This is a genomic window from Myxococcus stipitatus DSM 14675 (assembly GCF_000331735.1).
In the GTDB taxonomy this organism is placed as follows: Bacteria; Myxococcota; Myxococcia; order Myxococcales; family Myxococcaceae; genus Myxococcus; species Myxococcus stipitatus.
The window spans coordinates 7,268,244-7,292,775 of sequence record NC_020126.1; the positions used below are offsets into that span (position 1 = coordinate 7,268,244).

Sequence of the window (24,532 nt, forward strand, 5' to 3'; positions counted from 1 at the left end):
TCGAACAACCATTTTCTTCACCTATCCCTGGCAGCCCGCCTGGTCACAGAAAACTGTCACCCTGACCTCTGGCAGTGACAGAAAACTGTCTACCTGAGACGCCCCACAGTGTGATTCTTCACCCCCTGCGCTCCCGTCGCGTCTGGTGACAAAAACCGTCACCCCGTCCGGCCCCTCGACGCACCCGGGATTGCGCTGCCCTCCACGGAGAGTCTCAACGTCACACGCCGAGCGCAGGAGCCAGACCATTGACGGGTCAGCGCGCCACCACGTCTCCTGGAGGTCCCTGTTCTCGGAGAGGCCCGGCGCGCCCGCTCAATCCCAAGCACTGCAAATCAAGTGAACTCACGGACCCCGGCAAGCCGCGCCTCATTTCCAGAAGCTCCTTGTGACGGATTCACGGAGCTGGCCCAGACAGAGAGTCACTCGACGGTGCACAAGAACCCTCATGAGCGCGAACTGGCTTGGTTGGAGATGAGCGCCCTTCCTTGTGGCATGTGCCTCTGACGTGACGATCAGAGCCCCCAAGAACCGTGGGCTGCCGGAATCCGGTGGGGACAGACGCTGGCTTGAAGCCGGACGAGGCGCTCCGACCCGCGGCCGCCATCCGGTCGTCCCCAAGGCCATGGGCGAAGGGACCTCTGGCCTCGAGCGATCCAACGGCCTCTGCACGGCCACCGCCTAAGGCCCAACAGGAGCCCCCCGCGCAGTGCATGAGCGACGCCGGGCCGGGCCGCTTCCGGGCTGGCCCAAGGTGCCTGGCCAGGAACACGGCCCCAGACCGCAAGGACGACCCGACGTGCATCGGCGCCGAGGAGACCACCCGCCATGGACGCCCTGGGCGGCACGGGACTCGCCGGGAGCTGCCTCCACCTGACGCTTGTGTCCTTCCGGCTCCACCTCGGCCGAGGCCCCTCTGCGCGCGCCGCGCTCATGTCTCAGGCAGCAGGTCCGCCCACACCGCGGGGGGTGCGCGAAACACCCCTTTCGTGACGAGCGGCCGACGCCTGGAACGTCCGCGAAACACACCGTGACAGGGGGCCCTTGCCCTGGGGAGGCCGGAAGCACAGCATGCGCGCCCACAGTGTCCGCGAACGTCACGCCTCCCACTCCCCACACCACGTACACCGAGCGCCGCGCCTCCGCGCAGGCCGAGCTGTCCGCCCTGGACCGCGTCAGCGCTCGCTACGCCAACCTCCGCACCCTCGCCTTCCTCTTCGCCGTCGTCCTCGGCGGACTCATCATCACCGGCCGGATTCCCAAGACGTGGTGGTGGGGCGCGGTGGGCGCCGCCGTCGCGTACGGCGTGCTCGCCGTCCTCCATCATCAAATCTTCCGCCGCGAGGCTCGCCAGCGCCTCTACGTGACGCTCAACGAGCGCGGCCTCGCGAGACTCGGCCACGGCTGGCACGAGTTCCCCGAGCGCGGCGAGCGCTTCGCCTCCCCCTCCCACCTCTACACCCCTGACCTGGATGTCTTCGGCCAGGGCAGCCTCTTCCAGCTCCTCAACGAGACCGCCACCCGCGCCGGAGAGGAGCGACTGGCCTCCTGGCTCTCCGCCCCCGCCTCCGTGGAGACCGTGGAAGCCCGCCAGGGCGCCGCTCGGGAACTGGCCCCGCGCGTGGACTTCCGCCAGGACCTCTGCGTCGACGCACGCACCGTGGCCAAGGAGAAGGCCGACCCCGCCCTCTTCATCCAATGGGCGGAAGCGGGCCCCTCCCTCACGTCCATCCGCTGGTCCCGCCCCCTGGCCCTCCTCCTCCCCCCGGTGACGCTGGCCCTCTTCATCCTGGGCGAAGTCGGCGTGCTCCCCGGCTCCTCCGTCTGGGCCGGCCTCGCCGCGCAGCTCGCCGTCGCCGTCGCCACCCGCCGCACGCTGCGGAAGATGGATGAGGCCGTGGAGAAGGGAGAGCAGGGCTTCGTCCGCTACGCCCCCCTCTTCGAGCGCATGGAGAGCCAGCGCTTCGAACACCCCCTCCTGCGAAACCTCCAGCAGGGCCTCCAGCCCCAGGGCGAGCCCCCCGTCTCCGCCCACTTCCACCGCTTCAGCCAGCTCTTCTCCCTCATCGAGTTCAAGCGCCACCAGTTCCACCCCCTGGTGCACTGGCTCACCCTCTGGGATATCCACGCCCTCTTCGCGCTGGAGAACTGGCGCGCGAAGCACGGCGCCCATCTGCGCCATTGGTTCGAGTCCCTCGCCGAGCTCGAGGCGCTCTCCTGCGTCGCCGGCCTCGCGCATGACCGCCCCGCCTTCGCCTGGCCCACCCTGGAGGCCCGAGGCCCCGTGATGGAGGCGAAGCAGCTGGGCCACCCGCTCCTCGACGCCCCCGTCCCCAACGACGTCGCCCTGCCCGGCCCCGGGCACGCCCTGGTCATCACCGGCTCCAACATGAGCGGCAAGACAACGCTGATGCGCGCCATGGGCACCAACGTCGTGCTGGCCCTCGCCGGCGCCCCGGTGTGCGCCACGTCCCTGCGCCTGTCCCCGCTCCAGGTCCTCACCAGCATGCGCGTGAAGGACTCGCTCGAGCGCGGCGTCTCGTACTTCTACGCGGAGGTGCAGCGCATCAAGGCCGTGCTGGACGCGGCGCGCGCGGCGAACGGGCAGGCCCTGTTCCTCCTCGACGAAATCCTCCTGGGCACCAACACCCGCGAGCGACAGCTCGCCTCGCGCGAGGTGCTCCGGCTCCTGCTGTCCACCGGGGCCGCGGGCGCGGTGACGACGCATGACCTATCGCTGACGGCGCTCGCCGAAGAGGCCGGGGCGCACGTGCTCAACGTCCACTTCCGCGACCACCTGGAGGACGGGAAGATGGTCTTCGACTACACGCTGCGAGAGGGCGTCGTCGACACCACCAACGCGCTGCGCGTGCTGCGCCTCGCGGGTGTCCCCGTCGACGACCCGGAAGCCCCCGCGAGCTGACCTTCGCGCCAAAGAAAGCGGGCCCCGGGAAGCGCTTCCCCGGGGCCCGCGAAGTTTCAGGCCCTGAAGCCCGAGCGCGCGACTACTTCGCGTTCTCGATGAGCGCCGCGGCGCCCATGCCGCCACCGATGCACATGGTGACGACGCCGTAGCGGCCGTTGCGGCGCTTCAGCTCCTGCAGAATCGTGGCGACCAGGCGCGCACCGGACACGCCCAGCGGGTGGCCCAGGGCGATGGCGCCACCGTTGGGGTTCACCTTGTCCTCGGAGATGCCCAGCTCACGGATGCAGTACAGCGCCTGCGGAGCGAAGGCCTCGTTCAGCTCGAAGACGTCGATGTCCTTCACCTCGAGCTTGTTCTTCGCCAGCAGCTTGCGCACCGCGGGCACGGGGCCGATGCCCATGACCTCCGGAGGCACGCCCGCGACGGCGAAGTCCAGGAAGTAGCCCAGCGGCTTGACGCCCAGCTCCTTCGCCTTCTCCTCGCTCATCACCACCGCGGCCGCCGCGCCGTCCGTCAGCGGCGACGCGTTGCCGGCCGTCACCACGCCCTTGGCGTTGAACGCGGGCTTGAGCTTGTTCAGGCCCTCGAACGTCGTCTCCGGGCGCAGGATGGTGTCCACCGACACCGTCACCGTCTTCGCGTTGCCCTCCTCGTCGTACACGGTGGTCGTGACGGGGATGATCTCCGCGGCGAACTTGCCCTGCTCCCGCGCGGCGGCGGCGCGGCGCTGGCTCTCCGCGGCGAACTTGTCGGAGTCCTCGCGCGACACGTTGTGACGCGAGGCGATGTTCTCCGCCGTCACACCCATCGACGAGTAGATCTCCGGGTGGTTCGCCATGATTTCAGGGTTGGCGCTCACCTTGTTGCCGCCCATGGGGACCATGGACATGGACTCGGTGCCACCGCCGATGCCCACCTGGATCTGCCCCGCCTGGATGGCCGCCGCCACCTGGGCGATGGCCTGCGTTCCAGAGGAACAGAAGCGGTTGATGGTCATCGCCGGCACGTCGACCGGCAGGCCCGCCAGGAGCGTGGCCTGACGCGCCACGTTCATGCCCTGCTCGGCCTCCGGCATCGCACAGCCGAGGACCACGTCCTCGACATCCGAGCCCTTCAGTCCGGGGACCTTGGCGACCGCTTCCTTGATGGCGATGGCGGCCAGGGTATCCGGCCGCGTGTCCTTGAACTCGCCCTTGTGCGCGCGGGTGAACGGCGTGCGGACCGCGCTGGCAATCACGACTCGACCAGGCATTTTGCTTGTCTCCTTGCCCGAGGAGTCCCCGGGCATTCAGCGAATCTTTGTGTCGTGGTCAATGAATACCGGCGGGCCGCTAGTTGCGCAGCGGCTTGCCCTTCTCGATCATGAACGTCAGGCGGTCCTGGGTCTTCTCCTCGCCGCACAGGCTCAGGAAGGCCTCGGCCTCCAGCTCGAGCAGCTTGTCCTCGGTGACGAGCGCCGTGGTGCTCGTCTCACCGCCGGTCAGCACCCGAGCCAGCTTCTGGCCAATCTTGCGGTCGTGGGCGCTGACCTGGCCGTTCATCTCCATGTCGTACAGCATCATGTCGATGGTGGCGTAGCCGCTGGGGCCGCCCAGGCGGAAGCGCGTGGGGCGCGGCGCGCGGAAGCCCGAGTCCGCCATGCCCAGCACGCGCGCCTTCGCGTCCGACAGGAGGAAGTCGCGGTTGGCGCTGATGCCGTCCGACGCGGAGAGGAAGCCCGCCTCGCGCGCCTCCTCGGCGCTGGTGGCGACCTTCGCGGTGCCGATGGACAGGAACGCCTTCTTGAGGAAGGGCAGCGGATCGAAGTCCTTGTCCGTGGAGTACGCGCCGTAGAGGTTGCGCAGCAGCTGCATGTTGCCGCCGCCGCCGGGGATGAGGCCCACGCCGACCTCGACGAGGCCCATGTACAGCTCCGCGCTCGCCTGCACCGCGTTGCCGCCCATCGTCGCCTCGGCGCCGCCGCCCAGCGTCAGATTGAAGGGCGCCGTCACGACGGGCACCGGGCTGTAGCGCATGCGCTGGTTGGCCTGCTGGAAGGACGTCACCAGCTTGCGGATGTCCTCGTACTGGCCGCTCTTCGCCGCCCACACCAGCGCGACGATGTTGGCGCCCGCGGAGAAGTTGGCGCCGTCGTTGCCGATCACGAGGCCCTTGAAGTTCTTCTCCGTCTCGTCCAGCGCCGTGTGCATCATCTCGATGATCTGGTCATCGATGGAGTTCATCTTCGTGTGGAACTCCAGCAGCGTGGCGCCGTCGCCCATGTCCCACAGGGTGGCGGAGTCGTTGCCGGCGACCTTCTTGTTGCCGCGCTTGAGGTACTCCACGCGCTGCGTGCGCGCGTTCTCCGGCACCACCTTCACGGACTTCGTGGGGATGTCCCAGTACGTGTCCTTGCCGTTCGCCACGCCGTAGAAGGACTCGCGGCCCGCGGCCAGCATGTCCTCCACCCACGCGGCCGGCTTCAGGCCCAGCGCCTTCATCCGCTCGACGCCCTTCTTCACGCCGTACGCGTCCCAGACCTCGAAGGGCCCCAGGTCCCAGCCGAAGCCCCAGCGCACGCCGCGGTCCACGTTGACCACGTCGTCGGCAATCTCCGGGATGCGGCGGCTGGTGTACGCCAGCACGTCCAGCGTCACCTGCTCGGCGAACTTCGCGGCCTTGTCCGTCCCGTTGAGGACGACGGCCACGCGCTCCTTGACGTCCTCCACCTCGCGGGCGGCGCCCAGCGACTCGAAGCGCACCTTGCCCTGCGGCCGGTACTCGAGCGTCTTCAAGTCGAGCGCGAGGATGTCCTTGCCGCCGCTGCTGCGGTCCTTCTTGTAGAAGCCGCCGCCGGACTTGTCGCCCAGCATGCCCTTCTCCACCATCTTCTGGAGGAAGTCGGGGATGGCGAAGACGTTGCGCTCCTCATCCTGGGTGAGCGTGTCGTAGCAGTTCTTCGACACGTGGATGAAGGTGTCCAGGCCGACGATGTCCGCGGTGCGGAACACGGCGGACTTGGGGCGGCCCATGGCGGGGCCGAAAATCTTGTCCACCTCTTCGATGGACAGCTCCGCGGGGCCCATCGCGGCGATGGTCCGCATCATCCCGTACACGCCGATGCGGTTCGCGATGAAGTTGGTGGTGTCCTTGCCGTAGACGATGCCCTTGCCGAGGACCTCCTCACCAAAGCGGTGGAGGGTCTTCATCACCGCGGGGTCGGTCTCCGTGCCCGCCACGAGCTCCAGGAGCTTCATGTAGCGGACCGGGTTGAAGAAGTGCGTGACGAGGAAGTTCTTCTTGAACGCCGCGCCCCGGCCCTGCGTCATGCCGACAATCGACATGCCGGAGGTGTTGGAGGAGACGATGGCGTCCTTGCGCGCGTGCTTCTCCACCTTCTCGAAGAGCGCCTGCTTGACGGCCAGGTCCTCCTTCACCACCTCGATGACCCAGTCGCAGTCAGCGATGCGGTGCAGGTCGTCCTCGAAGTTGCCCACCTCGATGGCGGTGAACACCTGCTCGGACATGATGGGGCTGGGCTTCTGCTTGCGCATGTTGGCCAGCGCCCCGAGGGCGAACTTGTTGCGGAAGGCCTTGGACGAGGTGTCCTCGCCCGGAGCGGCCTTCGGCGGAACGATGTCCAGGAGGAGCGCGCGCACGCCCGAGTTGGCCAGATGGGCGGCGATGCCGCTGCCCATCACTCCGGCGCCCAGGACAGCTACCTTGCGGATCCGCGTCGTCATTGGAAGAGGCTCCCTTGAGGGAATTAGGGGACTGCACAAATGTAGGCGATTGACCCGAAAGTCAATCTGTTCGGAAGGTGGAGCCCCTCGCCATGGGGTCACCACCCCGGCTAAGAAAACAGACCTTCCATGGCTCGCCCCGACCCGCACTCCTACAACGACAGCACGCAGCCCGAGACGGAAACCCTGGACTGGAAGGCCCGAGTGGACTTCCACACAAGGAGACTCCACGCCGAAGCCACGTTGACGCTCAAGGAAGCATCCGCCGGCCCTCTGGATTTGGACACGCGGGACCTGGAGATTCTCAGAGTCGTAGACGCTGGGGGTCGCCCCTTGCCCTACATGCTGGCACCTCCCGAGCCCATCCTGGGGAGCCGGCTGCGGGTGGAGCTGCCTGCGGGCGTGCGGCAATTGACCGTGCACTACCGCACGTCTCCTACGGCCAGCGCGCTCCAGTGGCTGACACCTTCGCAGACGGCGGGTGGGCAGCACCCGTTCCTCTACAGCCAATGCCAGGCGATTCACGCGCGCAGCGTGGTGCCGCTGCAGGACACGCCTCGCATCCGCATCCGGTACCGCGCGGCGCTGCGCGTGCCCAAGGCGCTCAAGGCCGTCATGGCGGCCAGCTTCGTGCGGCGCGAGGAGCACGGCGTGGAGGCGGAGGAGCAGTACGAGATGCCGCAGCCGGTGCCGCCCTACCTGCTGGCCTTCGCGGTGGGGAGCCTGGCGCCGAAGGAGCTGGGCCCGCGCTCCCGCGTGTGGGCGGAGCCGGAGCAACTCGAGGACGCGGCGGAGGAGTTCTCCGGCGTGGACGACATGCTGCGCGCCGCCGAGTCCCTCTTCGGGCCGTATGACTGGGAGCGGTTCGATTTGCTCACCATGCCCCCGTCGTTCCCCTACGGCGGCATGGAGAACCCGCGGCTGACGTTCCTCACGCCCACGCTGATTGCCGGGGACAAGAGCCTGGTCAACGTGGTGGCGCATGAGCTGGCGCACTCGTGGACGGGCAACCTCGTCACGAATGCCTCCGCGGAGCACTTCTGGCTCAACGAGGGCTTCACCGTCTTCGCCGAGCGCCGCATCCTGGAGGCGCTGGCCGGGCAGGAAGTCGCCGCCCTGCACGCCGCGCTGGGCAGGCGGGCCCTGGACGAGGCCCTGCACCACTTCCGCGAGCACCCGCACCTGACGGCGCTGCGCACGCACCTGACGGGCGTGGACCCGGACGAGGCCTTCTCCCAGATTCCGTACGAGAAGGGCTACCTGTTCCTCCGCGCCATGGAGGACGCCGTGGGCCGCGAGAAGTTCGACGGCTTCCTGCGCAGCTACCTGGCCACGTACCGCTTCAAGGCCCTCACCACCGAGGAGTTCATCGCCTTCACGGAGCGGGAGCTGCCCGGGGTGCTCAACCGGGTCAACGCGGAGGCGTACCTGCGCCGTCCGGGCGTGCCCGTCAGCGCCCCCGCGCCCCGCTCTCGGCGGCTGGAGGCCTTGCAGCGCTTGCGCGGCACGGTGCCATCCGTCGACGCGGTGAAGGACTGGACGCCCGCGGAGTGGCAGCTCTTCCTGGAGTGGATGCCGGCGGACGCGTCCAAGGACCTGTTCCGGCAGCTCGACGAGCGCTTCGGCCTCACGCGGAGCCGCAACTCGGAGGTGCTGGTGGCGTGGCTCGTGGCGGCGCTGCGCGCGGGCTGGGAGCCGGCGGTGGGCCGCACGGAGGCGTTCCTGGGCGAGGTGGGCCGCATGAAGTACCTCAAGCCCTTGTACGGCGTGCTCAGCGCGTCCCGCGAGCACCGGGGTCTGGCGCGCTCGCTCTTCAAGCAGTACGGGGAGCGCTACCACCCCATCGCCCGGCAGGGCGTGGAGCTCATCCTGTCCCGCGCCTGAGCCAGCGCGCGGGACGGAAGGGACACCGGAGCTACTTCGAGGAGACGGCCTTGAGCCGCTTCTCGGAGAGCTCCAGGTACTTCGCATCCATGTCGATGCCCACGTAGCGGCGGTTCAGCTTGAGGGCGGCCACGCCCGTGGTGCCGCTGCCGTTGAAGGGGTCCAGGATGAGCGCGTCCTCAGGGGTGCTCGCCTCGATGATGCGCTCCAGCAGGGCCACGGGCTTCTGCGTGGGGTGGCTGCCGAAGGCCTTCTCCTCGCCGCCGCGCGGGACGGTGAGCGTCCACAGCCGGCCCTCGCCGTCCGCGGTGACTTCCGCGTCGCCGGAGGGAGGCAGCACCCAGGCGTCGCGCATCTGCTTGCCGCCGTTGTCCGCCTTCATCTTCGAGTAGTTGAAGACGTGCTGGAGCTTGCCGCCCGACTTGGGGGAGGCCCAGATGAGCAGCTCCGTGGAGTGCGTGAAGTAGCGGCACGCCAGGTTGGGGCTCGCGTTGGGCTTGAACCAGGTGACGGTGTTGAGGAGCTTGTAGCCGAGCTTCTGCATCGCGAAGCCGGCGTTGAAGATGACGTGCTGCGTGCCGCTCACCCAGAGCGTGCCGGTGGGCTTGAGCAGGCGCTGGCAGGCGGCGAGCCACGCCGTGGTGAAGGCATGGTCCTCCTCCACCCCGCGCGACACGTCCCAGTTGCCCTTCTGCACGGACACGCGCTTGCCCCCCTTGCAGGTGGTCCCCCCGTTGGAGAGGAAGTACGGCGGGTCCGCGAAAATCATGTCGAAGGTCTGGGGCTCGAACTGCTGCAGAAGCTCCAGGCTGTCCCCGCGCAGGAGCGTCCAGGCGTCGCCCTTCGCGTGCACGTTCTCGCTCAGGGAACGGCGGACAACCTTCAGGTTTTGGGCAGCAGCTTCCGCGAACATCTCGCCTCCGTCAGACTCTTCGGCTGGGACGCGGCGGACTGTGCAGTCACCTGGGTGCTACGTCTAATTATTGGCCTGTAGCACCCTGAAACTTGACGGGTGACTCAGGTCGTAGAAGCGCCGCGAGCAGGGCGGGAGCGCCTCTTCTGGAGGCCCTCCGTCACCCTGCTCGACGGTGCTGCTTCTCACTGTGATGTGAAGCGCGGCGACAGCCTGGAATCAGGCCTTGGCCTTCTTGCCACCCTTGGCGGGGGCAGCGGCGCCCTCGGCGGGAGCAGCGGCGTCCTTCGCCGGGTTGGCCGCGTACTTCTTGCGGAAGCGGTCGATACGGCCCGCCGTGTCCATGAGCTTGTACTTGCCCGTGAAGAAGGGGTGGCAGTTCGAGCAGACTTCCACCGAGAACGAGCCGCGGGTGGAGTGGGTCTCGACGACGTTCCCGCACGCACAGGTGATGCGGGCCGGCGGGTAGACAGGGTGCATTTCCGGCTTCATGACGCTCTCCAAAGTGCCTTGCCCCCAGCCGCCAACGGCTAGGAGGTCCGACACTGACAGTGGCCGGCGCTTATAACGGCGCGCCGACCGGGGCACAAGCCTGGCACGGCTCAGTGGGCGCTCGAGCCCGGGGGCTCGATGCGCTCCACCGCCTTCTGGACGGCCGGATCTCCCGGCACGTCAGGTCCAAGCTGAATGTAGGACAGTAGATGCGTCCGGGGCGCCGGGGTTGCGCCCTCGGATGCTGTTTTCCGCAGGGCGGTGCGGCGGGCCTCCAGGCTGGCGACCGCCGAGTCGAGCGCCGCCTTCTGCGCCGGGTCCTTCGACTGGGCGCTGCGCTCCTTCGCCCGGGCGAGGTTGGACTCCACCAGGCGAAGCTGGTCCTTGGCGCGCGCCTGCTCGGAGATGTCCGTGAAGCGGCCAGGGCCGTTGATGGACAGCTCCAGCTTCGCGACCTGCCGGCCGCGCTCCCCGGGCTGCAGCAGCGTGGTCATCCCCACCCGCTGCGAGATGCCCGAGCCCCGGCCGTCATGGGACTGGAGGACGAAGTCCACGCCGTCCAGGCCACTGGCCAGTTGGAGCAGCTCGTCGTAGGGCACGGCGGCGAGCAGCACCACCAGGTCCACGTGCTCCTGCTGGCGCAGCCGCTTCGCCTCGGCGACCACCGCGGGCGCGACGGGCAGCCCCCGCCGCGTCCCGAGCGTCTTGCCCTTGACGGGGGGGTCCAGGGGCTCCGGCTCGGCCTTCGCGGGCGAGGCGCCCACGACGCCCACCTTGAACCCGCCCACCTGCGTCACCAGCGACGCGGGGAACAGGAGCTTGCCCTGCGCATCCACCAGGTTCGCGGACAGCAGCTTCAGCTTGGACTTGCGCGTCTGCTTGCGCAGGAAGTCCACGCCCAGCCCCAGGTCCCGGGTGCCCACCGCCATGGCGACGGTGCCTTGTGCCTCCATCTGCGCGAGCAGCAGCTCCGCGCGTGCACGGGCATCCGGGGCCTCACCGCTGTCCCGGCTCCTGAAGAGTGCGTTGCCCGCATCCAACACCAAGAGCGGTACGCCCTTGGAGCGCTCTTGCTCTATCGCGACTTTTCGTCTGGCCAGACCGCCAGACGGGTTGTGTCGTCAACCACAGGGGGCGATTTCGCCCCCATTGTCTCCGGTGAAGAGCAGCACGAGCTGCTTGGGCGCGGCGCCCGCCACCAGGGGCAGGAGCCAGAACGCCAGCGCGGCGAGCCGCGGGGAACGCATGCTCACTTCTTGCCTCCCTTCTTCGGAGGAGTCTTGGACTTGTCCAGCTCCGCGATGCGCTCCTTGGCCGTCTTGGCGGCGCCGGACTTGGGGTAGCTCTTCACGAGCTCCTCGAGCGCCATGCGCGACTCATCGCGCATCTTGAGCTGGGCGAAGCACTCCGAGGAGCGCAGGTACGCATCCGGCGCGGACGGCGTCTTCGGGTGGTCCTGCACCACCTTGCCGTACTCGAAGAGGGCCTCGCGGCACTTGGACTCGGAGAGGTACGTCTCGCCCAGGCCGTAGTGGGCCTCGCCCACCAGCGGGTCCTTGGTCCACTTCTTCATCAGCTCGGTGAAGAGCTGACGGGCGACGAGGACCTCACCGGCCTTGGCCTTCTCCCGCGCGAGCGCGAGGAAGTCCTTGGGGTTGTCGGGGCGCTTGAGCTCCTCGGCCTTCTTCTTGGCCTCGGCCTCCTTCACGGCGGCGGCGCCCTGCAGGGCGAGCAGCTTCTGGTCCTGCGCGCCGAGGGCCGTCTCCAGCTCGGTAATTTTGTGGACGTACGTCTCCACCTGACCGCGGAGCTGGGAGAGGTCCTCCATGGTCTTCTGGAGCTGGATGCCGATGTCCGCGTCCTTGCGGCGCGCGGCGGTGTCCAAGCCGTCGAGGGCCTTGGTGACCTCGGCGACCTTCTCGTCGATTTTCGGCAAGGTGGCGGCGAGCTGCTCGCGCGCCTCCTTCAGCTCCGCCTGCATCTGCGCGGAGTCGGCGCCGAGACGGTCGACCTTCGCCTCGAGGGCGCGGCCGCGGTCGGCGGGATAGAAACAACCAGGGAGCGCCACGAGCAGGGCGAGCAGGACGAGCCTTCGCATGGGGTCGGCATCTTACGGCCAAATCGCCGCCCCGTCCGGACTTCTCGCGTCCGGAATTCGACTTCCCAACCCGCTCGCCTGCTTCGTCAGCGAGTCCCGCCCAGGGGCTCCAGGCGTCCGGCGGCGTGGGCACACGCCACGCGCAGGCGGCTGGGGTTGAGGAAGAACGGGACGGGGCGCGAGCGGCCTTCCTCCAGGGACACCAGGGCCCGGCGATACTCCACGGCCGCGTCGAGGGGGCGGCGGCACTGCTCCAGCAGCAGCCCCAGCAGGTACCGCGCGGCGGCGTGATCCGGGTCCAGTGAGAGACACCGCCGCAAGTCCCGCTCCGCGGCCGCGTCCGAGGCCCCCGACGAGGCTCCATCCAGCACACAGGCGAAGAGCAGGTCCGCCTCGGTGAAGGCCGCGGCGGAGGCCAGCGTGTGACCGGGCTCGGCCGGCCCCTCGGGGCTTCGTCCTCCTGGAGTCGACGAGGCGTCCGCTCGCCCCGAGGAAGGGCGCGGGTCCTCGCTCGGGGCCGGTGCATCGCTCCCCGCGGGTCCGCGTGTTCCCCCGACGGAGGCACCGTCCTGGGGCCGCGCCACCTCCCAGGCCGAGCGGGAGTCCCGAGGCGCCGCGGTCCCCTCCCCGCTCCGAGGTCCCCCCACCCGGACATGGAAGAAGGCGGAGGTCGTGCGCACCACGCTCAGCGTCGGGGGCACCTGGAGCAGCGGCTCCGACGAGGACAACACCAACGTCCCGCCCGGCACCAGGCTGTCCGCCAGCGCCGCCACCGTCCGATGGAAGGACTCCACCGTGAAGTAGATGAGGACGTTGCGGCAGAAGACGACGTCGAAGCCACCCTCCTCCGGCGGCCGGGGGTACGGCGCGTCCATCAGGTTGTGGACCTGGAAGCTCGCGCGCTCTCGCAGCGCCGACACCAGCGCCAGCCGCGAGCCCTTGGGCATGAAGTAGCGCTCGCGCGGCCCCGCGGGCACCCGGCGCAGTTGCTCCGGGGTGAACGACAGCGAGCACGCACGCCGCAGCGCCGCCTCGGAGATGTCCGTGCCCAGCACGCTGCTCCCAGGACTGGCGCCGGACTCGGCCAGCAGCATCAGCAGCGTGGCCACCTCCTCCCCCGTGGAGCAGCCCGCGCTCCACAGGCGCAGGGGCCGCCCTCCCGCCCTCGCGACCAGCGGCGCGAGGACGTGGTCCCGGAAGTCGTTGAGCTGCACCTCGTCGCGGAAGAGGTCCGTCTTGTTCACCACCACCGCGGAGATGAGGCCCTCCAGGTCCGCCGCGCCCGTCGGGGACTTGAGGAACGCGAGGTATTGGTGCGGCGTGAGGCCTCGGCACCGCTCCGCGAGGCGATCATCCAGCCGTCGAATCTGGGGGCCGCTCAACGCCATGCCCGTACGCGCCGTGAGGAAGGCGCGCACGGAGGCCCATTGCCCACCCGAGGCCCGCACCGGCGGCTCAGCGCCCCACTGCGAGCGACTCACCCCGGGCCAGCCGCGCCAGCGAGGCGGCGACTTCGTCTCCGTGGATGAGGTGGTCCACCGCCTTGCGCTCCACCGCCGCGCCCGGCATGCCGAACACGACGCAGGACTCCTCGTTCTGCGCCAGCGTCAGGCCTCCCGCCTGGCGGATGGCCAACAGTCCCTCCGCGCCATCGGCGCCCATGCCCGTGAGCACCAGGCCCACCGCGCGCCGGCCATACGTCCGGGCCGCGCTCTCCAGCAGCGTCGTCCCCGACGGCATGTGTCCGTCCCGCTCCACGCCGGCCTTGAGCGCCACCCGGCCCCGGAAGGGAATCATGGTGTGCTGCCCCGGCGGGGCGATGAGCACATGGCCCGGCATCAAGGGCTCGCCGTCCTGCGCCAGCCGCACCTTCAGCCGGCTGGCGTTGGCGAGCCAGCCCGCGAGCGACTCGGCGAAGGCGGCGTTGATGTGCTGGACGATGACGATGGGCGCGGGGAAGTCCGCGGGCAGCTCCGAGAGCATCCGGTAGAGGACCTGGGGCCCGCCGGTGCTGGCGGCCACCACCACCACGCCCATGGACACCGCGGGCAGCACGGACGTCGTCACGCGCGGCGGGGTGATGCCCTTCTGGGGACGGCGCAGGTGGCGGATGACGCGCACCGAGGAGAGCAGCTTGATCTCCCGCACCAGGTTCCACGCCTCGGGGCCGGCGTCGATGGCGGGCTTTATCTGCAGCGCGAGCGCGCCCAGTTCCAGCGCCCGATACGTCAGCTCCGGCGCCTGCGAGCGAGGATCCGCCGTCAGCACCAGGATGGGCGTGGGGCACTCGGCCATGATGTGCTCGGTGGCCGTGAGCCCGTCCATGACGGGCATGTCCACGTCCATGGTGATGACGTGGGGACGCAGCTCCTTGGTCATCTCCACGGCCTGCTTGCCGTCCGCGCAGGAACCGACCACCTCGATGTCGGGGTCCTTGCTCAGCGCCTCGCAGATGAGCTGTCGGCAGATGAGTGAGTCATCGACCACCAGCACCGACACTTTCTTGCCCATGCCCTGTCCATACCCCGTGCGCGAGGCGCCGAGTATAGCCAATGCACTGTCCTGTCCTCAGGAGGTTGCGCGAACTGCCTTCAGGACAGCAGTCGCCCCACCACATCCACCAGGTCCTGGCGCACCAGGTCCCCCTTGGTGATGTAGCCGTCCGCCCCCGCCGAGAGCCCACGCCGCCGGTCCTCCTCGCCACCACGCGTGGTGAGGATGACGACGGGCAGCCGGGACTGGGTGGGATGCCCCTTGAGGCGCCGGGTCAGCTCCAGCCCGTCCATGCCCGGCATCTCCAGGTCCGTGACGACGAGGTCCACCGGAGGGCCCTCCAGCACGTCCAGCGCCTCCGCCCCATCGCCCGCCACCACGGTGTCGTACCCCACCGCCTCCAGGAGGCTGGAGATGAGCTCCCGGGTGAGCGGGGAGTCGTCCACGACCAGGACCCGGCGGCGCCGGGACTCGGGCTCCACGGGTGTCGAGCGGGGCAGCTTCACCGGGGATGTCCCGTGGGCGCTGGCCGTGAGGTAGGCGGCGGACAGCACCATCGCGAGCCGGCCGTCCGCCAGGGACGTGGCCCCGGTGAGGTGGGCGAAGCGCGCGAGGACGCCTCGCAGGGGGAGGATGGCCTGGACGCGCTCCTCCAGCACCCGGTCCACCACGACGGCGGCGGCCCCGCTCTGGCTTCGGACCACGAGGACGAGCTCCCCCTCGCGCACCTCCCGCTCCGGGGAGAGGCCCAGGAGCGCCCCCAGGGAGGCCAGGGGCAACACCCTCCCCTCCACGAGGAGCGCGGGCCGGCCGGCCACCTCGCACAGGTGCAGGGGCTCCACCTTGAGGGCGCGGGAGACGTGGGTGGCGCTCAGCGCGAGTGTCTCGTGGCCCACCTGGACGAAGAGCAGGGGGGCCACGGTGAGGGAGACGGGGACGCGCAGCTCGAAGATGGTGCCCCAGCCCGGGGCGGACTCCACGCCCACATCCCCGCCCAGGCCCTGGACGGAGGCGCGCACCGCGTCCAGCCCCACGCCCCGGCCTGACAGGTCGGTGACGACGTCCCGGGAGGTGAAGCCGGGCAGGAAGATGAGCTCACGGGTGGCGGCGTCGGAGAGGGCGTTGGCGGCGCTCTCGTCGAGGATGCCCCGGCGGACGGCCACCCGGCGCAGCTCCGCGGGGTCCAGGCCCAGGCCGTCGTCCTCGACGCGGAGGATGATGCGACTCCCCTCACGCGCGGCGCGCAGCGTGAGGCAGCCTCGCGGGTGCTTTCCCGAGGTCACCCGGTCGACGCGGGTCTCCAGGCCGTGGTCCAGGGCGTTGCGCACCAGGTGCATGAGCGGCTCGCGCAAGGCTTCGACGACGGCCCGGTCCGCGCGGGTGTCCTCGCCGTCGACGACGAGTTCCACCTCCTTGCCCAGGGCGCGCGAGAGGTCGCGGACCATGCGCGGGTAGGGCTCGAAGAGGACGGAGAGCGGGAGCATCCGGAGGCCCTGCACCTCTTCGACGACTTGCCCCAGGTCTCTCAGCTCCTCGTTGGACAGGAGCTTGGATTCGCGGTGGAGGTCGGCGGCGAGCTCCTTGGCCGTGCCCAGCCGCGCCACCAGCGCCGCCGCGGCGGGCCCCAGGTCCTCGGCTTCGCGAGCCAGCTGTCCCAGCTCTCGGGCCAGGGCCAGCCGTCGAGCGTGGGCCCGCTCGCGCCGCCGCGCAATCTGGGAGAGGTTCGTCACGGCGCTCGTCAACAGGTCCAGGCTCGCCACGTCGATGCGCACGGCGTCCAGGCGCGTCTCGGGTTGCCTCGGGACGGAGTGTGCCTTCGTGGCGGACGTGCGCGCGCCCGGGGAGGACACGGGGGTCGTCGTGAGCAGGAGCCCCGCGCCGGGCAGGGCTGGGGTTCCTCGCGCGGGCGTCGCCTCCGCTCTCGGCGCGGAGGGCCAGCCCCGCGTCGCGGCCGTCGTCGACGTGCCTGGAGTCGTCAGTGAAACGCCCGCCTCGCTTCGCGGCGTGACGACAGGAGGGATGGTCCCAGCACGTGCCGTCCCACCACCACCCTCCACCACGCGTGCTCGACGAGCGTCGTCGTCGATGCCGCCTTTGCGACCGAGTCCCGGGCCTGTCCCTGGCTCGCCTTGAACCGGAGGCTCGACACTCGTCCCCCCTGCCCCTTCGCCCTGCGGAGCCACGCGCTTCGCCTCGGCCCCCACGGACGCCGCGCGCGCGAGCGCGGCCGACGACGCACTCAGGTCCCTCGCCTTGGCCTCGCCTCCCTCGGGTGCGGCCGCTCCGGGCGGCAGGCGCTCCGCCTCCGCGCGGATGCACGCCTGGAGCCACCCGACCAGCCGCTCCACTTCAGGCGAAGTCGTCCCCGAGGACGGCGGCGCACCCGACAGCAGCAACACCGCATCCGCCGCGCTCAGCAGCGCATCCGTGGAGTCGGCGGACAGCAGGTAGCGCTTGGGCTCCGCGCAGCGCACGAGCTCTTCCATCTCGTGCACCAGCGAGTTGATGTCGTCGAAGCCCATCATCCGGGCCTCGCCCTTGAGCCCGTGCAGCTCGCGCAGCGCCCCGCGCCCGGACTCCACGTTCGCCCCCGCCTCCAACTCCATGAGCGCCCGGTTGATGCGCTCCAGACGCACCGTCACCAGGTCCCGGAACTGCCTGAGGAGGCGCTCGCTCGGGTTCACCCGCCCTCCTCCCGCAGCGTCTCGCGTCCAATCTGGAACCGCTCCACCACCTCCCGCAGGTCTCTCGCCAACACCAACAGGTCCGTGTTGGCCGAGCTCACCTGCTTCGTCGCATTGAGGCTCTGCTGCGTGATGCGGAGGATGTCCGCCATCGTCTCCGCGAGCTGGTCGGTGCCCGTCTGCTGCTGCTGCGTGGCAAGCGAGATGCTGCGCACGGCGTCCGACGTCTTCCCCGCCAGCCGGGTGATTTGCCGCAGCGACTCCGACACCTGCTGCGCCAGCGTGGTCCCCGTCTCCACCGCCTTCACGCCCCCTTCCGTCGCGGAGACCGCCGCCGCCGAGGCCTCACGCACCTCCTCGATGAGCCCCTCGATTTCCTTGGTGGACTCCAGCACGTTCTCCGCCAGCCGCCGCATCTCCGCGGCCACCAGCGAGAAGCCTCGGCCCACGTCGGCCGCCTTGGTGCCCTCCAGCTCGGCATTCAGGGCGAGCAGGTCCGACTTGTCCGCCACGCCATTGATGAACGCGACAATCTTCCCAATCTGCTGCACGCGCTTGTTGAGGCGCACCACCGCGGAGGCGATGGCCACGTTGTCCTGGCGCATCCGCTCCATCGACCCCAGGAACGACTCCGCGCTGCGCTGCCCCTGCTGCGCCGCCCCCAGCGTGCGCTGAGCGATTTGCGCCACCGAGCCCGCGTTCTCCGCGATCTGCCGAGCCGAGCGCGCCAGCTCCTCCGTCGTCGCGCTCGTCTCGTCCAGCGAGCTCGCCTGCTCCGCGGCCCCCGCCTCGTAGCGCCCCGACGTGGTGAGAATCTCCTCCGTGGTCGCGGAGATCTGCGCCCCCGCGCGCTGGAGCTGCGACATGACGTCCGCCAGGTGCGCGCGCATCGTGGTGAAGGCGGCCGACACGTCCCAGATTTCATCCTCCGCGGGCACCACGCGAGGACTGGCCAGGTCGCCCTCCGCGATGCGCCGGGCCTCGTTCGACAGCTCGCGCAGGGGCCGCCCCAGCAACGTGCCCCCCAGGTACGCCGTCGTCAGCGCGAGCCCGAAGACGAGCAACACCAACGGCCCGCCCGAAGCCAGCGCCTCCAGCCGCAGCGTCGACGCCAGCTCCGCCGTCGGAGCCCCGTTCGCCACCAGCCGGTCCAGCGCCCGCTCCCCCAGCGCCGAGGAGAGCTGCACCGACAGCACCGCCGGCGTCACCACGGAGATGAAGCCGAACGCCACCAGCCGCGCCCGAATCTCCGCCCGCCGAGGCATCGCCGCGATGAGCTGCGCATGCGTCATGCCCAGCTCCCCCAGCCACAGCACCACCTGGCGCGAGCGGAGGATGACCAGACAGTGGACCAGCAGCGACGTCAGCGGGCCGAACAAGAACCCCAGCCCCGCGATGCGCCGGGACATGTCCGCGTCCGCCCCCGCCAGGCCCCACAGCGACGCCCCCAGCCCCACCGTGGTGAGCAGCCACAACCCCAGCGACGTGAGGAACGCCTCGTCGGGAGCCCGCGTCACCTCGAGCACGGCGGCCTTCAGTGACTCGGGCGTCGCCGCCACATCCCCGCGCTCCAGCCCGCGCAGGGTGCGCAGCCGGCTCAGCCCCGCCGCCGCCCCCATCACCATGGCGACGCCACACAGCAGCATCCCCAGCCGCAAGAGCAGGGACAGGCGCCCGTCCACCGCGAGCGACTCCGACAGGGTGAGCCGGGCGTAGTGAAGCCCCAGCCCCGCGCCCACCAGGTTCGCCAGGGGGATGGGCATCATCAGGTGCCGGCTGAACGACGCCTTCCGAGCGCCTCCGCGCGTGCTCATGCCTCCTCCCGCACCGCGACGTGGAAGCGCTCCACCACGCGCTTGAGGTCCCGCGCCAGCGTGGACAGGTCCGCGTTCGCCACCGCCATCTGCTTGGTCGCCGCCGAGTTCTGCTCGGTCACCCGGAGGATGTCCCCCATGGCCGCGGCGAGCTGGTCGGTGCCCGTCTGCTGCTGCTGCGTGGCGAGCGAGATGCTGCGCACCGCGTGCGACGTCTGCCGCGCCAGCTCCAGGATGAGGCTCAGGCTCTCATCCACCTCGGCCGCCAGCACCGTGCCCGCCTCCATCGCCTTCAGCCCCGCCTCCGTGGCCATCACCGCGGCGTGCGTGGCGTCGCGAATCTCCTCGATGAGCTGCTCGATGGCCTTGGTGGAGCGGATGACGTTCTCCGCCAGGCGCCGCATCTCCGCGGCCACCAGCGAGAAGCCTCGGCCCACCTCGCCCGCCTTGGTGCCCTCCAGCTCCGCGTTGAGGGCCAGCAGGTCCGACTTGTCGGCAATCTCGTTGATGAACTCCACCACCTTGCCAATCTGCTGCACGCGCTTGTTGAGCCGCACCACGGCATCGGCGATGGCCTGGTTGTCCTGCTTCATGCGCTGCATGGCGCCCAGGAAGGCCGCCGCGCCCCGCTGGCCCGACTGCGCGGCACCGAAGGTCGACTCGGCGATGGTGGACACCGACTCCGCGTTGCCGGCGATCTGCTGCGCCGAGCGGGCCAGCTCCTCCGTGGTGGCACTCGTCACGTTGAGCGAGCTCGCCTGCTCATCCGCGCCCGACTCCTGCTCGCCGGAGGTGGCGACCAACTGCTCGGTGGTGGTGGATATCTGGAGCCCGGCTCGCCGCAGCTGGATGAGCGCCTGCCCCAGCTGCGCCTGCATCTGCGCGAAGGCGGCGGACATGGCCCACACCTCGTCCTCCGCGGCGATGACGCGTGGTGGGCGCAGGTCTCCCTGGGCGATGCGCGTGGCGTCCTCGGTGATGGCGCGCAGCGGGGCGGCGATGACGGTGCCCCCCAGGTACGCCGTGAGGAGCACCAGCACCGCGACCAGCCCCGCCACCACCAGCCCGCGCCCGTCATCCGCCCGCCGCAGCGCCGCGTCCTGCTCCCCCGGCGAGCGCGCCGACACCACGTCGTCCATGGCCCGCGAGGCCCGCGTCACCGTGGCGTCGAGGATGAAGAGCGACGGGGTGAGCACCGCGATGGCCGTGAAGAGCACCATGCGCCGGCGGATGTGCAGCCGCCGGGGAGGCGCCGCGGCCACCACCTCCAGCGGCGAGAGTCCCCGCGCGGCGACCCGCTCCACCGCCTCCCGGCACCGGCGAACCACGAGCAGGTAGATGAGCAGCGCGGTCAGCGAGCCCAGCGACGCTCCCACCAGGATGATGCGAGGCCCCAGCGACAGCGGCGCGTCCACCCAGGGGAGGAAGACACAGGCCACCATCAGCGCGCCCATCAGCCAGCTCTGGAGCGCGAAGGAGAAACACCGCTCGGGGAAGCCTCGCGCCTCCAGCAGCGCCGCCTTCAGGTTCTCCGGAGAGGGAGGCACATGCCCCTCGCCCACGCCCTGGAGCACCCGCAGCGAGCGCCGCGCGTGCCAGTGGATGAGCCAGAGCGACAGCGCCGCCACGCCCGCGACGAGCAGCAGGAACCGAGACCACGTCCCCGCCGGCAGCGCCTCCGCGAGCAACCCGTGCAGCAGCGCCAGGGAGATCCCCAGGGCGCTGACGGGAGCCACCGGACGGGACAGCCACCGCGCCAGGCCTCGCACGTCCTGGGGCGCCGTCATGCGGCCCCCCGGGGAAGCCTCCGCAAGAAGCGCTCGAAGTCCGCCAGCCCCAGCAACGGCCAGAGCTCTCCGCGCGCCAGGACGAAGCCACGCAAGCTCCCTCCCGAGGCACCCGCCACCACCCCCGGCACGGGCATCAGCCAGTGCGTCTCCGAGTCGATCTCCAGCGCATCCACCCCCACCGTGCCCCCCGAGGTCGCCACCAGCACCCTGGAGGCCGCTGGCGGAGCCCGGAAGGCCAGTGCGGCCGAGGCCGCGTCCCCCCCACCCGGCGAGGTGATGGAGACCACTTCATGGGCCTCGAAGGCGAGCCGATGCGCGCCCGCATGGCACAGCAGCATGCCCCGGACGGGACTGGCTGAGGCCATGGCTCACGCCCCCTGGCTGAGATGGTCGAACAACCCGTCGGGGTCGATGACGGCCACGTCCCTGGGGCCACTCTTGGCGGGGCCTCGCAGGTGGACCTGGACGCCCGAGGACCCCAGCGGCTCCAGCGCTCCCGTCACCGGGGAGACACCCGCCACCGTGGTCGCCGTGAGGGCCAGCGTCCCACGCGGGAGCCGTACCAGGACGGCCCTCCGCGAGGATTGGCTCACCCCGACGACCAGCAGGCCCATGTCCACCACCGGGATGACTTCTCCTCGGTGTGCGAACACGCCCAACAGGTGCGCCGGGGAGCCCGGTACCCGCGTGAGTTCGGGGAAGGTGACAACCTCCGCCGCGCTCTCCGCGGGCACCGCGTACCAGCTACTGCCGCAGGCAAAGACGAGATAGGACTGACGCGCTTCCGGCTCGTGGACGGCCATGTGCGCACAGCCTACCCCAGCCGGAACTAGCGCTGGAACTCGACGCGGCGGTTCTCGCTCCAGGCATCCTCGCTGGAGGAGGTGTTCACCGGGCGCGTCTCACCGTAGCCCACCGTCGTCACGGCGTTGGACTTGACGCCCAGGTCCGTCAGGTAGCGCTTGACGGCCGCCGCGCGGCGGTTGGACAGCTGGAGGTTGTACTCCTCGGTGCCGCGCTCGTCGGCGTGGCCCGCCAGGGTCAGCTTGCCCTGCTGGCCCGTCTTGAGGCACGTGGCCAGGTCGGACAGACGCTGCTGGGCCTCGGAGGTCAGCGAGGACTCGTTGAAGCCGAAACGAATGGGGCTCCAGTCACACTTGTCGGCGGCGGCCGTCACGCAGCGGCCCGAGGTGCACTCCTGGCCCTCACCGCAGTCGGAGTTGGACGCACAGGTGTCCGTGGGGGCCTGGCAGCGGCCCGCCTGGCACTTGCCGCCGGAGGGGCAGCCGGAGTCATCCTTGCACTGGGCCTCGGCGCACTTGCCGGCCTCGCAGATGCGGCCATCGCCGCACTGATTGTCGACCGTGCACTCAGGGGGCTTGGGCGCGCACTTGTTGCCCTGGCACGTGAAGCCCTCCTTGCAGTTGGCGTCGGTGGCGCACTCCTGGCACTGGCCCTGAACGCAGACCTCGCCCTTCTCGGAGCACGTCGAGTCGTCATTGCAGTTGGGATAGGTGGGGGGGCAGCCAGTCAACACGGCCATCGCAAGGCCGAGACCCGCCCAAAGAGAAATCCGACGCATCATTCCTCCCGAAAACTTGAAAACGAAAGAATCACCCGTAGGGGACGGGTCGTGCGTCGCGTGTAGTCTCGTTCCCAGGGGTGAGTCAAAGCATTTGTCCCGCTTGAGACACCCGCTGCGCGCCCCGAAACCCTTGAATGTCCAAATAATTTCCGTGAGATTGTCACGAGTGCCCGCGAGCGGCCGCGTGACGTGGCCCCAGGCTGGGAGCGCCCTTCATGCCCGCATCCGTGCTCATCGTCGATGACGAGAAGAACATCCTGCTGACCCTGAGTCAGGCATTGCAGCTTGCGGGATATCAAACACATCTGGCGGCAAGCGGGCAGGTGGCCCTGGACGTGGTGAGCGCGCGCCCGGTGGACGCGGTGCTGATGGACGTGAAGATGCCGGACATGGATGGACTGACGGCGCTGGCCCGGCTCACGGAGCTCAAGCCGGAGCTGCCCGTCATCATGATGTCCGGGCACGGCACCATCGACACGGCGGTGAAGGCGACGCAGCTGGGGGCGCGGGACTTCCTGGAGAAGCCGATTGCTCGGGAGCGGCTGCTGGTGGCCCTGCGCAACGTGCTCAAGCACCAGGCGGCGATGGAGGAGCTGCGGGAGCTGAGGGAGCAGCTGGGGCGGTACGACATGGTGGGCAGCGGCCCGGCCATGCAGCGCATCTTCTCGCTCATCCAGCGGACGGCGCCGTCCGAGGGGCGGGTGTTGATCACGGGGGAGAACGGGACGGGCAAGGAGCTCATCGCGCGGGCGCTGCACCAGAACTCGCGGCGCAAGGCCGGGCCGTTCGTGAAGCTGAACTGCGCGGCGGTGCCACACGAGCTGATTGAGAGCGAGCTGTTCGGGCACGAAAAGGGCGCCTTCACGGGGGCGGTGAGCGTGCGGCGCGGCAAGTTCGAGCTGGCGCACGAGGGGACGCTGTTCCTCGATGAGATTGGGGACATGCCTCCGGCGATGCAGGCGAAGCTGCTGCGGGTGCTGCAGGAGGGGGAGCTGGAGCGGGTGGGTGGCGCGGAGACGCTCAAGGTGGATGTGCGCGTCATCGCGGCGACGAACAAGCACCTGGAGAAGGAGATTGCCGCCGGGCGCTTCCGTGAGGATTTGTATTACCGCATCAACGTCGTCCAGATTCACTCGCCTCCGCTGCGCGAGCGGCGCGAGGATTTGCCGGACCTGATTGGGACGTTCCTGCGGGAGGCCTGTGCGAAGAACGGGCGTCGGCCGCTGACGCTGTCGCCGGACGCGCTCGCGGTCATGAGCGCCTATGACTATCCGGGCAACGTGCGTGAGTTGCGCAACCTGGTCGAGCGACTGGCCATTCTTTGCGAGGGGCCTGTCGTCACTCGCACGGATGCGCTGGAGCTTCTGCCTCGTGGGAGGGGGGGGGGGCCTCCGCCTGTCGAGACGATGCCGGTCGCGGACACTTCGCATCCGTCGGCGGATGCCGCCGTGGTGGTGGCGTCGAGCACGCCTGCGCCCTCACTAGCGACGCCTCCGCTGCCGCCTCCCGCGCAGACGGGCTTCCGGCCCCGCGCGGACAAGACGTTCCGGGAGCAGGTGGAGGACGCGGAGCGAGACATCATCCTGTTTGTCCTCGCCCACACTCACGACAACGTGACGGAGGCGGCGCGCCTGTTGGACCTGGAGCGAGGCCACTTCTACAAGAAGATGAAGGCGCTCGGGCTGCGGCGCGGCCAGTCCGACTCGTAAGCACCTGCATTTGCCGCCCTTTTTCTGCTTCGTGACCCGGAGCCGGCGCTTCGGCTGCCCGGCTATGTCCAGCTTGTGCTCAAGGGCAGTCGGAGAAACGAGGCGGATGGAGTTCACCCGACTCGTATGGTGCGCGATATCATGGCCAATGTAGTAGGTCATCGCCACGGCTGGTTTCGAATGTCCCGCGAGCTGCTGAGCGACGGCGACGTCCCCGCCACTGTCATGCAGCAGGCGAGTGATGAACGTCTTCCGGAGGGTGTGGAAGGTCGTCCCCTTCGGGAGCACCACTCCCGCCCTCTTCTCGATGTTCCTCAACAGCTTGGCCGTCTTCCAGGTCGCTCATCTCGGCCACTTCTGCCGCTCAGCGTGGCGCAAGGCTTCCCTGCCGCCAGTTCTCGACATCTCGAGCGTCGATGCGC

18 protein-coding genes and 1 pseudogene are annotated in these 24,532 nt (G+C 69.8%); 3 read left to right on the forward strand and 16 right to left on the reverse strand.

Annotated elements, in window-relative coordinates:
• Positions 1-1,084 precede the first annotated feature (1,084 nt).
• Positions 1,085-2,923 (forward strand): MutS-related protein, encoded by a 1,839-nt coding sequence (locus MYSTI_RS27940; protein ID WP_015351166.1) that lies wholly within the window; start codon positions 1,085-1,087, stop codon positions 2,921-2,923.
• Between the two features lie 82 nt (positions 2,924-3,005).
• Here the strand turns inward: MYSTI_RS27940 and MYSTI_RS27945 are convergent, their stop codons facing one another.
• Both MYSTI_RS27945 and MYSTI_RS27950 read right to left on the reverse strand, forming a co-directional pair.
• Complete coding sequence (locus MYSTI_RS27945) at positions 3,006-4,178, reverse strand: thiolase family protein (RefSeq protein ID WP_015351167.1); 1,173 nt, start codon at positions 4,176-4,178, stop codon at positions 3,006-3,008.
• Between the two features lie 79 nt (positions 4,179-4,257).
• On the reverse strand, positions 4,258-6,648 hold the full coding sequence (locus MYSTI_RS27950; RefSeq protein ID WP_015351168.1) for a 3-hydroxyacyl-CoA dehydrogenase/enoyl-CoA hydratase family protein: 2,391 nt from the start codon (positions 6,646-6,648) through the stop codon (positions 4,258-4,260).
• A 129-nt stretch (positions 6,649-6,777) separates the two neighbouring features.
• On the opposite strand from MYSTI_RS27950, the gene MYSTI_RS27955 reads away from it, so the two are divergent.
• Positions 6,778-8,532, forward strand: a complete 1,755-nt coding sequence (locus MYSTI_RS27955) for a M1 family metallopeptidase (RefSeq protein ID WP_015351169.1) — start codon at positions 6,778-6,780, stop codon at positions 8,530-8,532.
• A 31-nt stretch (positions 8,533-8,563) separates the two neighbouring features.
• Here MYSTI_RS27955 and MYSTI_RS27960 read toward each other — a convergent pair whose 3' ends face one another.
• The 13 genes from MYSTI_RS27960 to MYSTI_RS28015 all read right to left on the reverse strand — a co-directional run bounded on the left by MYSTI_RS27960 (position 8,564) and on the right by MYSTI_RS28015 (position 22,398).
• The gene (locus tag MYSTI_RS27960; RefSeq protein ID WP_015351170.1) at positions 8,564-9,445 is read right to left on the reverse strand and encodes a DNA-methyltransferase; all 882 of its coding nucleotides are present in this window, start codon (positions 9,443-9,445) and stop codon (positions 8,564-8,566) included.
• A gap of 219 nt (positions 9,446-9,664) precedes the next feature.
• Complete coding sequence (gene rpmE, locus MYSTI_RS27965; RefSeq protein WP_015351171.1) at positions 9,665-9,937, reverse strand: 50S ribosomal protein L31; 273 nt, start codon at positions 9,935-9,937, stop codon at positions 9,665-9,667.
• Between the two features lie 110 nt (positions 9,938-10,047).
• The gene (locus MYSTI_RS27970) at positions 10,048-10,980 is read right to left on the reverse strand and encodes a metallophosphoesterase family protein (RefSeq protein ID WP_015351172.1); all 933 of its coding nucleotides are present in this window, start codon (positions 10,978-10,980) and stop codon (positions 10,048-10,050) included.
• A gap of 78 nt (positions 10,981-11,058) precedes the next feature.
• Positions 11,059-11,184, reverse strand: a complete 126-nt coding sequence (locus MYSTI_RS45400) for a hypothetical protein (RefSeq protein WP_256443915.1) — start codon at positions 11,182-11,184, stop codon at positions 11,059-11,061.
• A 2-nt stretch (positions 11,185-11,186) separates the two neighbouring features.
• Positions 11,187-12,035 carry a tetratricopeptide repeat protein gene (locus MYSTI_RS27975; RefSeq protein ID WP_015351174.1) on the reverse strand — a complete coding sequence of 283 codons (849 nt, stop codon included), beginning with the start codon at positions 12,033-12,035 and terminating at the stop codon, positions 11,187-11,189.
• A gap of 86 nt (positions 12,036-12,121) precedes the next feature.
• Positions 12,122-13,423, reverse strand: coding sequence for a CheR family methyltransferase (locus tag MYSTI_RS27980; protein ID WP_044900685.1), 1,302 nt, complete (start codon positions 13,421-13,423; stop codon positions 12,122-12,124).
• Between the two features lie 67 nt (positions 13,424-13,490).
• Complete coding sequence (gene cheB / locus MYSTI_RS27985) at positions 13,491-14,546, reverse strand: chemotaxis-specific protein-glutamate methyltransferase CheB (RefSeq protein WP_015351176.1); 1,056 nt, start codon at positions 14,544-14,546, stop codon at positions 13,491-13,493.
• 80 nt (positions 14,547-14,626) lie between these two features.
• On the reverse strand, positions 14,627-17,212 hold the full coding sequence (locus MYSTI_RS27990) for a hybrid sensor histidine kinase/response regulator (protein ID WP_015351177.1): 2,586 nt from the start codon (positions 17,210-17,212) through the stop codon (positions 14,627-14,629).
• Positions 17,209-19,026: a methyl-accepting chemotaxis protein gene (locus MYSTI_RS45405; RefSeq protein WP_015351178.1), complete on the reverse strand. Its 1,818-nt coding sequence runs from the start codon at positions 19,024-19,026 to the stop codon at positions 17,209-17,211. Before MYSTI_RS45405 ends, MYSTI_RS27990 begins: the two co-directional genes overlap by 4 nt.
• Positions 19,023-20,813 (reverse strand): methyl-accepting chemotaxis protein, encoded by a 1,791-nt coding sequence (locus MYSTI_RS28000; protein ID WP_015351179.1) that lies wholly within the window; start codon positions 20,811-20,813, stop codon positions 19,023-19,025. Before MYSTI_RS28000 ends, MYSTI_RS45405 begins: the two co-directional genes overlap by 4 nt.
• Positions 20,810-21,181: a hypothetical protein gene (locus MYSTI_RS28005; protein ID WP_015351180.1), complete on the reverse strand. Its 372-nt coding sequence runs from the start codon at positions 21,179-21,181 to the stop codon at positions 20,810-20,812. Before MYSTI_RS28005 ends, MYSTI_RS28000 begins: the two co-directional genes overlap by 4 nt.
• 3 nt (positions 21,182-21,184) lie before the next feature.
• The gene (locus MYSTI_RS28010; RefSeq protein ID WP_015351181.1) at positions 21,185-21,619 is read right to left on the reverse strand and encodes a chemotaxis protein CheW; all 435 of its coding nucleotides are present in this window, start codon (positions 21,617-21,619) and stop codon (positions 21,185-21,187) included.
• A gap of 26 nt (positions 21,620-21,645) precedes the next feature.
• Positions 21,646-22,398, reverse strand: a complete 753-nt coding sequence (locus tag MYSTI_RS28015) for an OmpA family protein (protein WP_015351182.1) — start codon at positions 22,396-22,398, stop codon at positions 21,646-21,648.
• A gap of 218 nt (positions 22,399-22,616) precedes the next feature.
• Here MYSTI_RS28015 and MYSTI_RS28020 point away from each other — a divergent pair, with 218 nt between their 5' ends.
• On the forward strand, positions 22,617-24,110 hold the full coding sequence (locus tag MYSTI_RS28020; protein WP_015351183.1) for a sigma-54-dependent transcriptional regulator: 1,494 nt from the start codon (positions 22,617-22,619) through the stop codon (positions 24,108-24,110).
• Positions 24,111-24,320: 210 nt separating this feature from the next.
• Here the strand turns inward: MYSTI_RS28020 and MYSTI_RS45770 are convergent.
• A pseudogene (locus MYSTI_RS45770) lies at positions 24,321-24,401 on the reverse strand (hypothetical protein); the annotation flags it as partial.
• Positions 24,402-24,532 lie beyond the last annotated feature (131 nt).

What these genes read in the sequence shown, in the direction of transcription:
- rpmE (WP_015351171.1), bottom strand. Translation starts at nt 9,937, where the DNA reads ATGAAGCCGGAAATGCACCCTGTCTACCCGCCGGCCCGCATCACCTGT.
- MYSTI_RS28010 (WP_015351181.1), bottom strand. Translation starts at nt 21,619, where the DNA reads ATGGCCGTCCACGAGCCGGAAGCGCGTCAGTCCTATCTCGTCTTTGCC.
- MYSTI_RS27960 (WP_015351170.1), bottom strand. Translation starts at nt 9,445, where the DNA reads ATGTTCGCGGAAGCTGCTGCCCAAAACCTGAAGGTTGTCCGCCGTTCC.
- MYSTI_RS28020 (WP_015351183.1), top strand. Translation starts at nt 22,617, where the DNA reads ATGCCCGCATCCGTGCTCATCGTCGATGACGAGAAGAACATCCTGCTG.
- MYSTI_RS27950 (WP_015351168.1), bottom strand. Translation starts at nt 6,648, where the DNA reads ATGACGACGCGGATCCGCAAGGTAGCTGTCCTGGGCGCCGGAGTGATG.
- MYSTI_RS28015 (WP_015351182.1), bottom strand. Translation starts at nt 22,398, where the DNA reads ATGCGTCGGATTTCTCTTTGGGCGGGTCTCGGCCTTGCGATGGCCGTG.
- MYSTI_RS28000 (WP_015351179.1), bottom strand. Translation starts at nt 20,813, where the DNA reads ATGACGGCGCCCCAGGACGTGCGAGGCCTGGCGCGGTGGCTGTCCCGT.
- MYSTI_RS27975 (WP_015351174.1), bottom strand. Translation starts at nt 12,035, where the DNA reads ATGCGAAGGCTCGTCCTGCTCGCCCTGCTCGTGGCGCTCCCTGGTTGT.
- MYSTI_RS45405 (WP_015351178.1), bottom strand. Translation starts at nt 19,026, where the DNA reads ATGAGCACGCGCGGAGGCGCTCGGAAGGCGTCGTTCAGCCGGCACCTG.
- MYSTI_RS28005 (WP_015351180.1), bottom strand. Translation starts at nt 21,181, where the DNA reads ATGGCCTCAGCCAGTCCCGTCCGGGGCATGCTGCTGTGCCATGCGGGC.
- MYSTI_RS27980 (WP_044900685.1), bottom strand. Translation starts at nt 13,423, where the DNA reads ATGGCGTTGAGCGGCCCCCAGATTCGACGGCTGGATGATCGCCTCGCG.
- cheB (WP_015351176.1), bottom strand. Translation starts at nt 14,546, where the DNA reads ATGGGCAAGAAAGTGTCGGTGCTGGTGGTCGATGACTCACTCATCTGC.
- MYSTI_RS27945 (WP_015351167.1), bottom strand. Translation starts at nt 4,178, where the DNA reads ATGCCTGGTCGAGTCGTGATTGCCAGCGCGGTCCGCACGCCGTTCACC.
- MYSTI_RS45400 (WP_256443915.1), bottom strand. Translation starts at nt 11,184, where the DNA reads ATGCGTTCCCCGCGGCTCGCCGCGCTGGCGTTCTGGCTCCTGCCCCTG.
- MYSTI_RS27955 (WP_015351169.1), top strand. Translation starts at nt 6,778, where the DNA reads ATGGCTCGCCCCGACCCGCACTCCTACAACGACAGCACGCAGCCCGAG.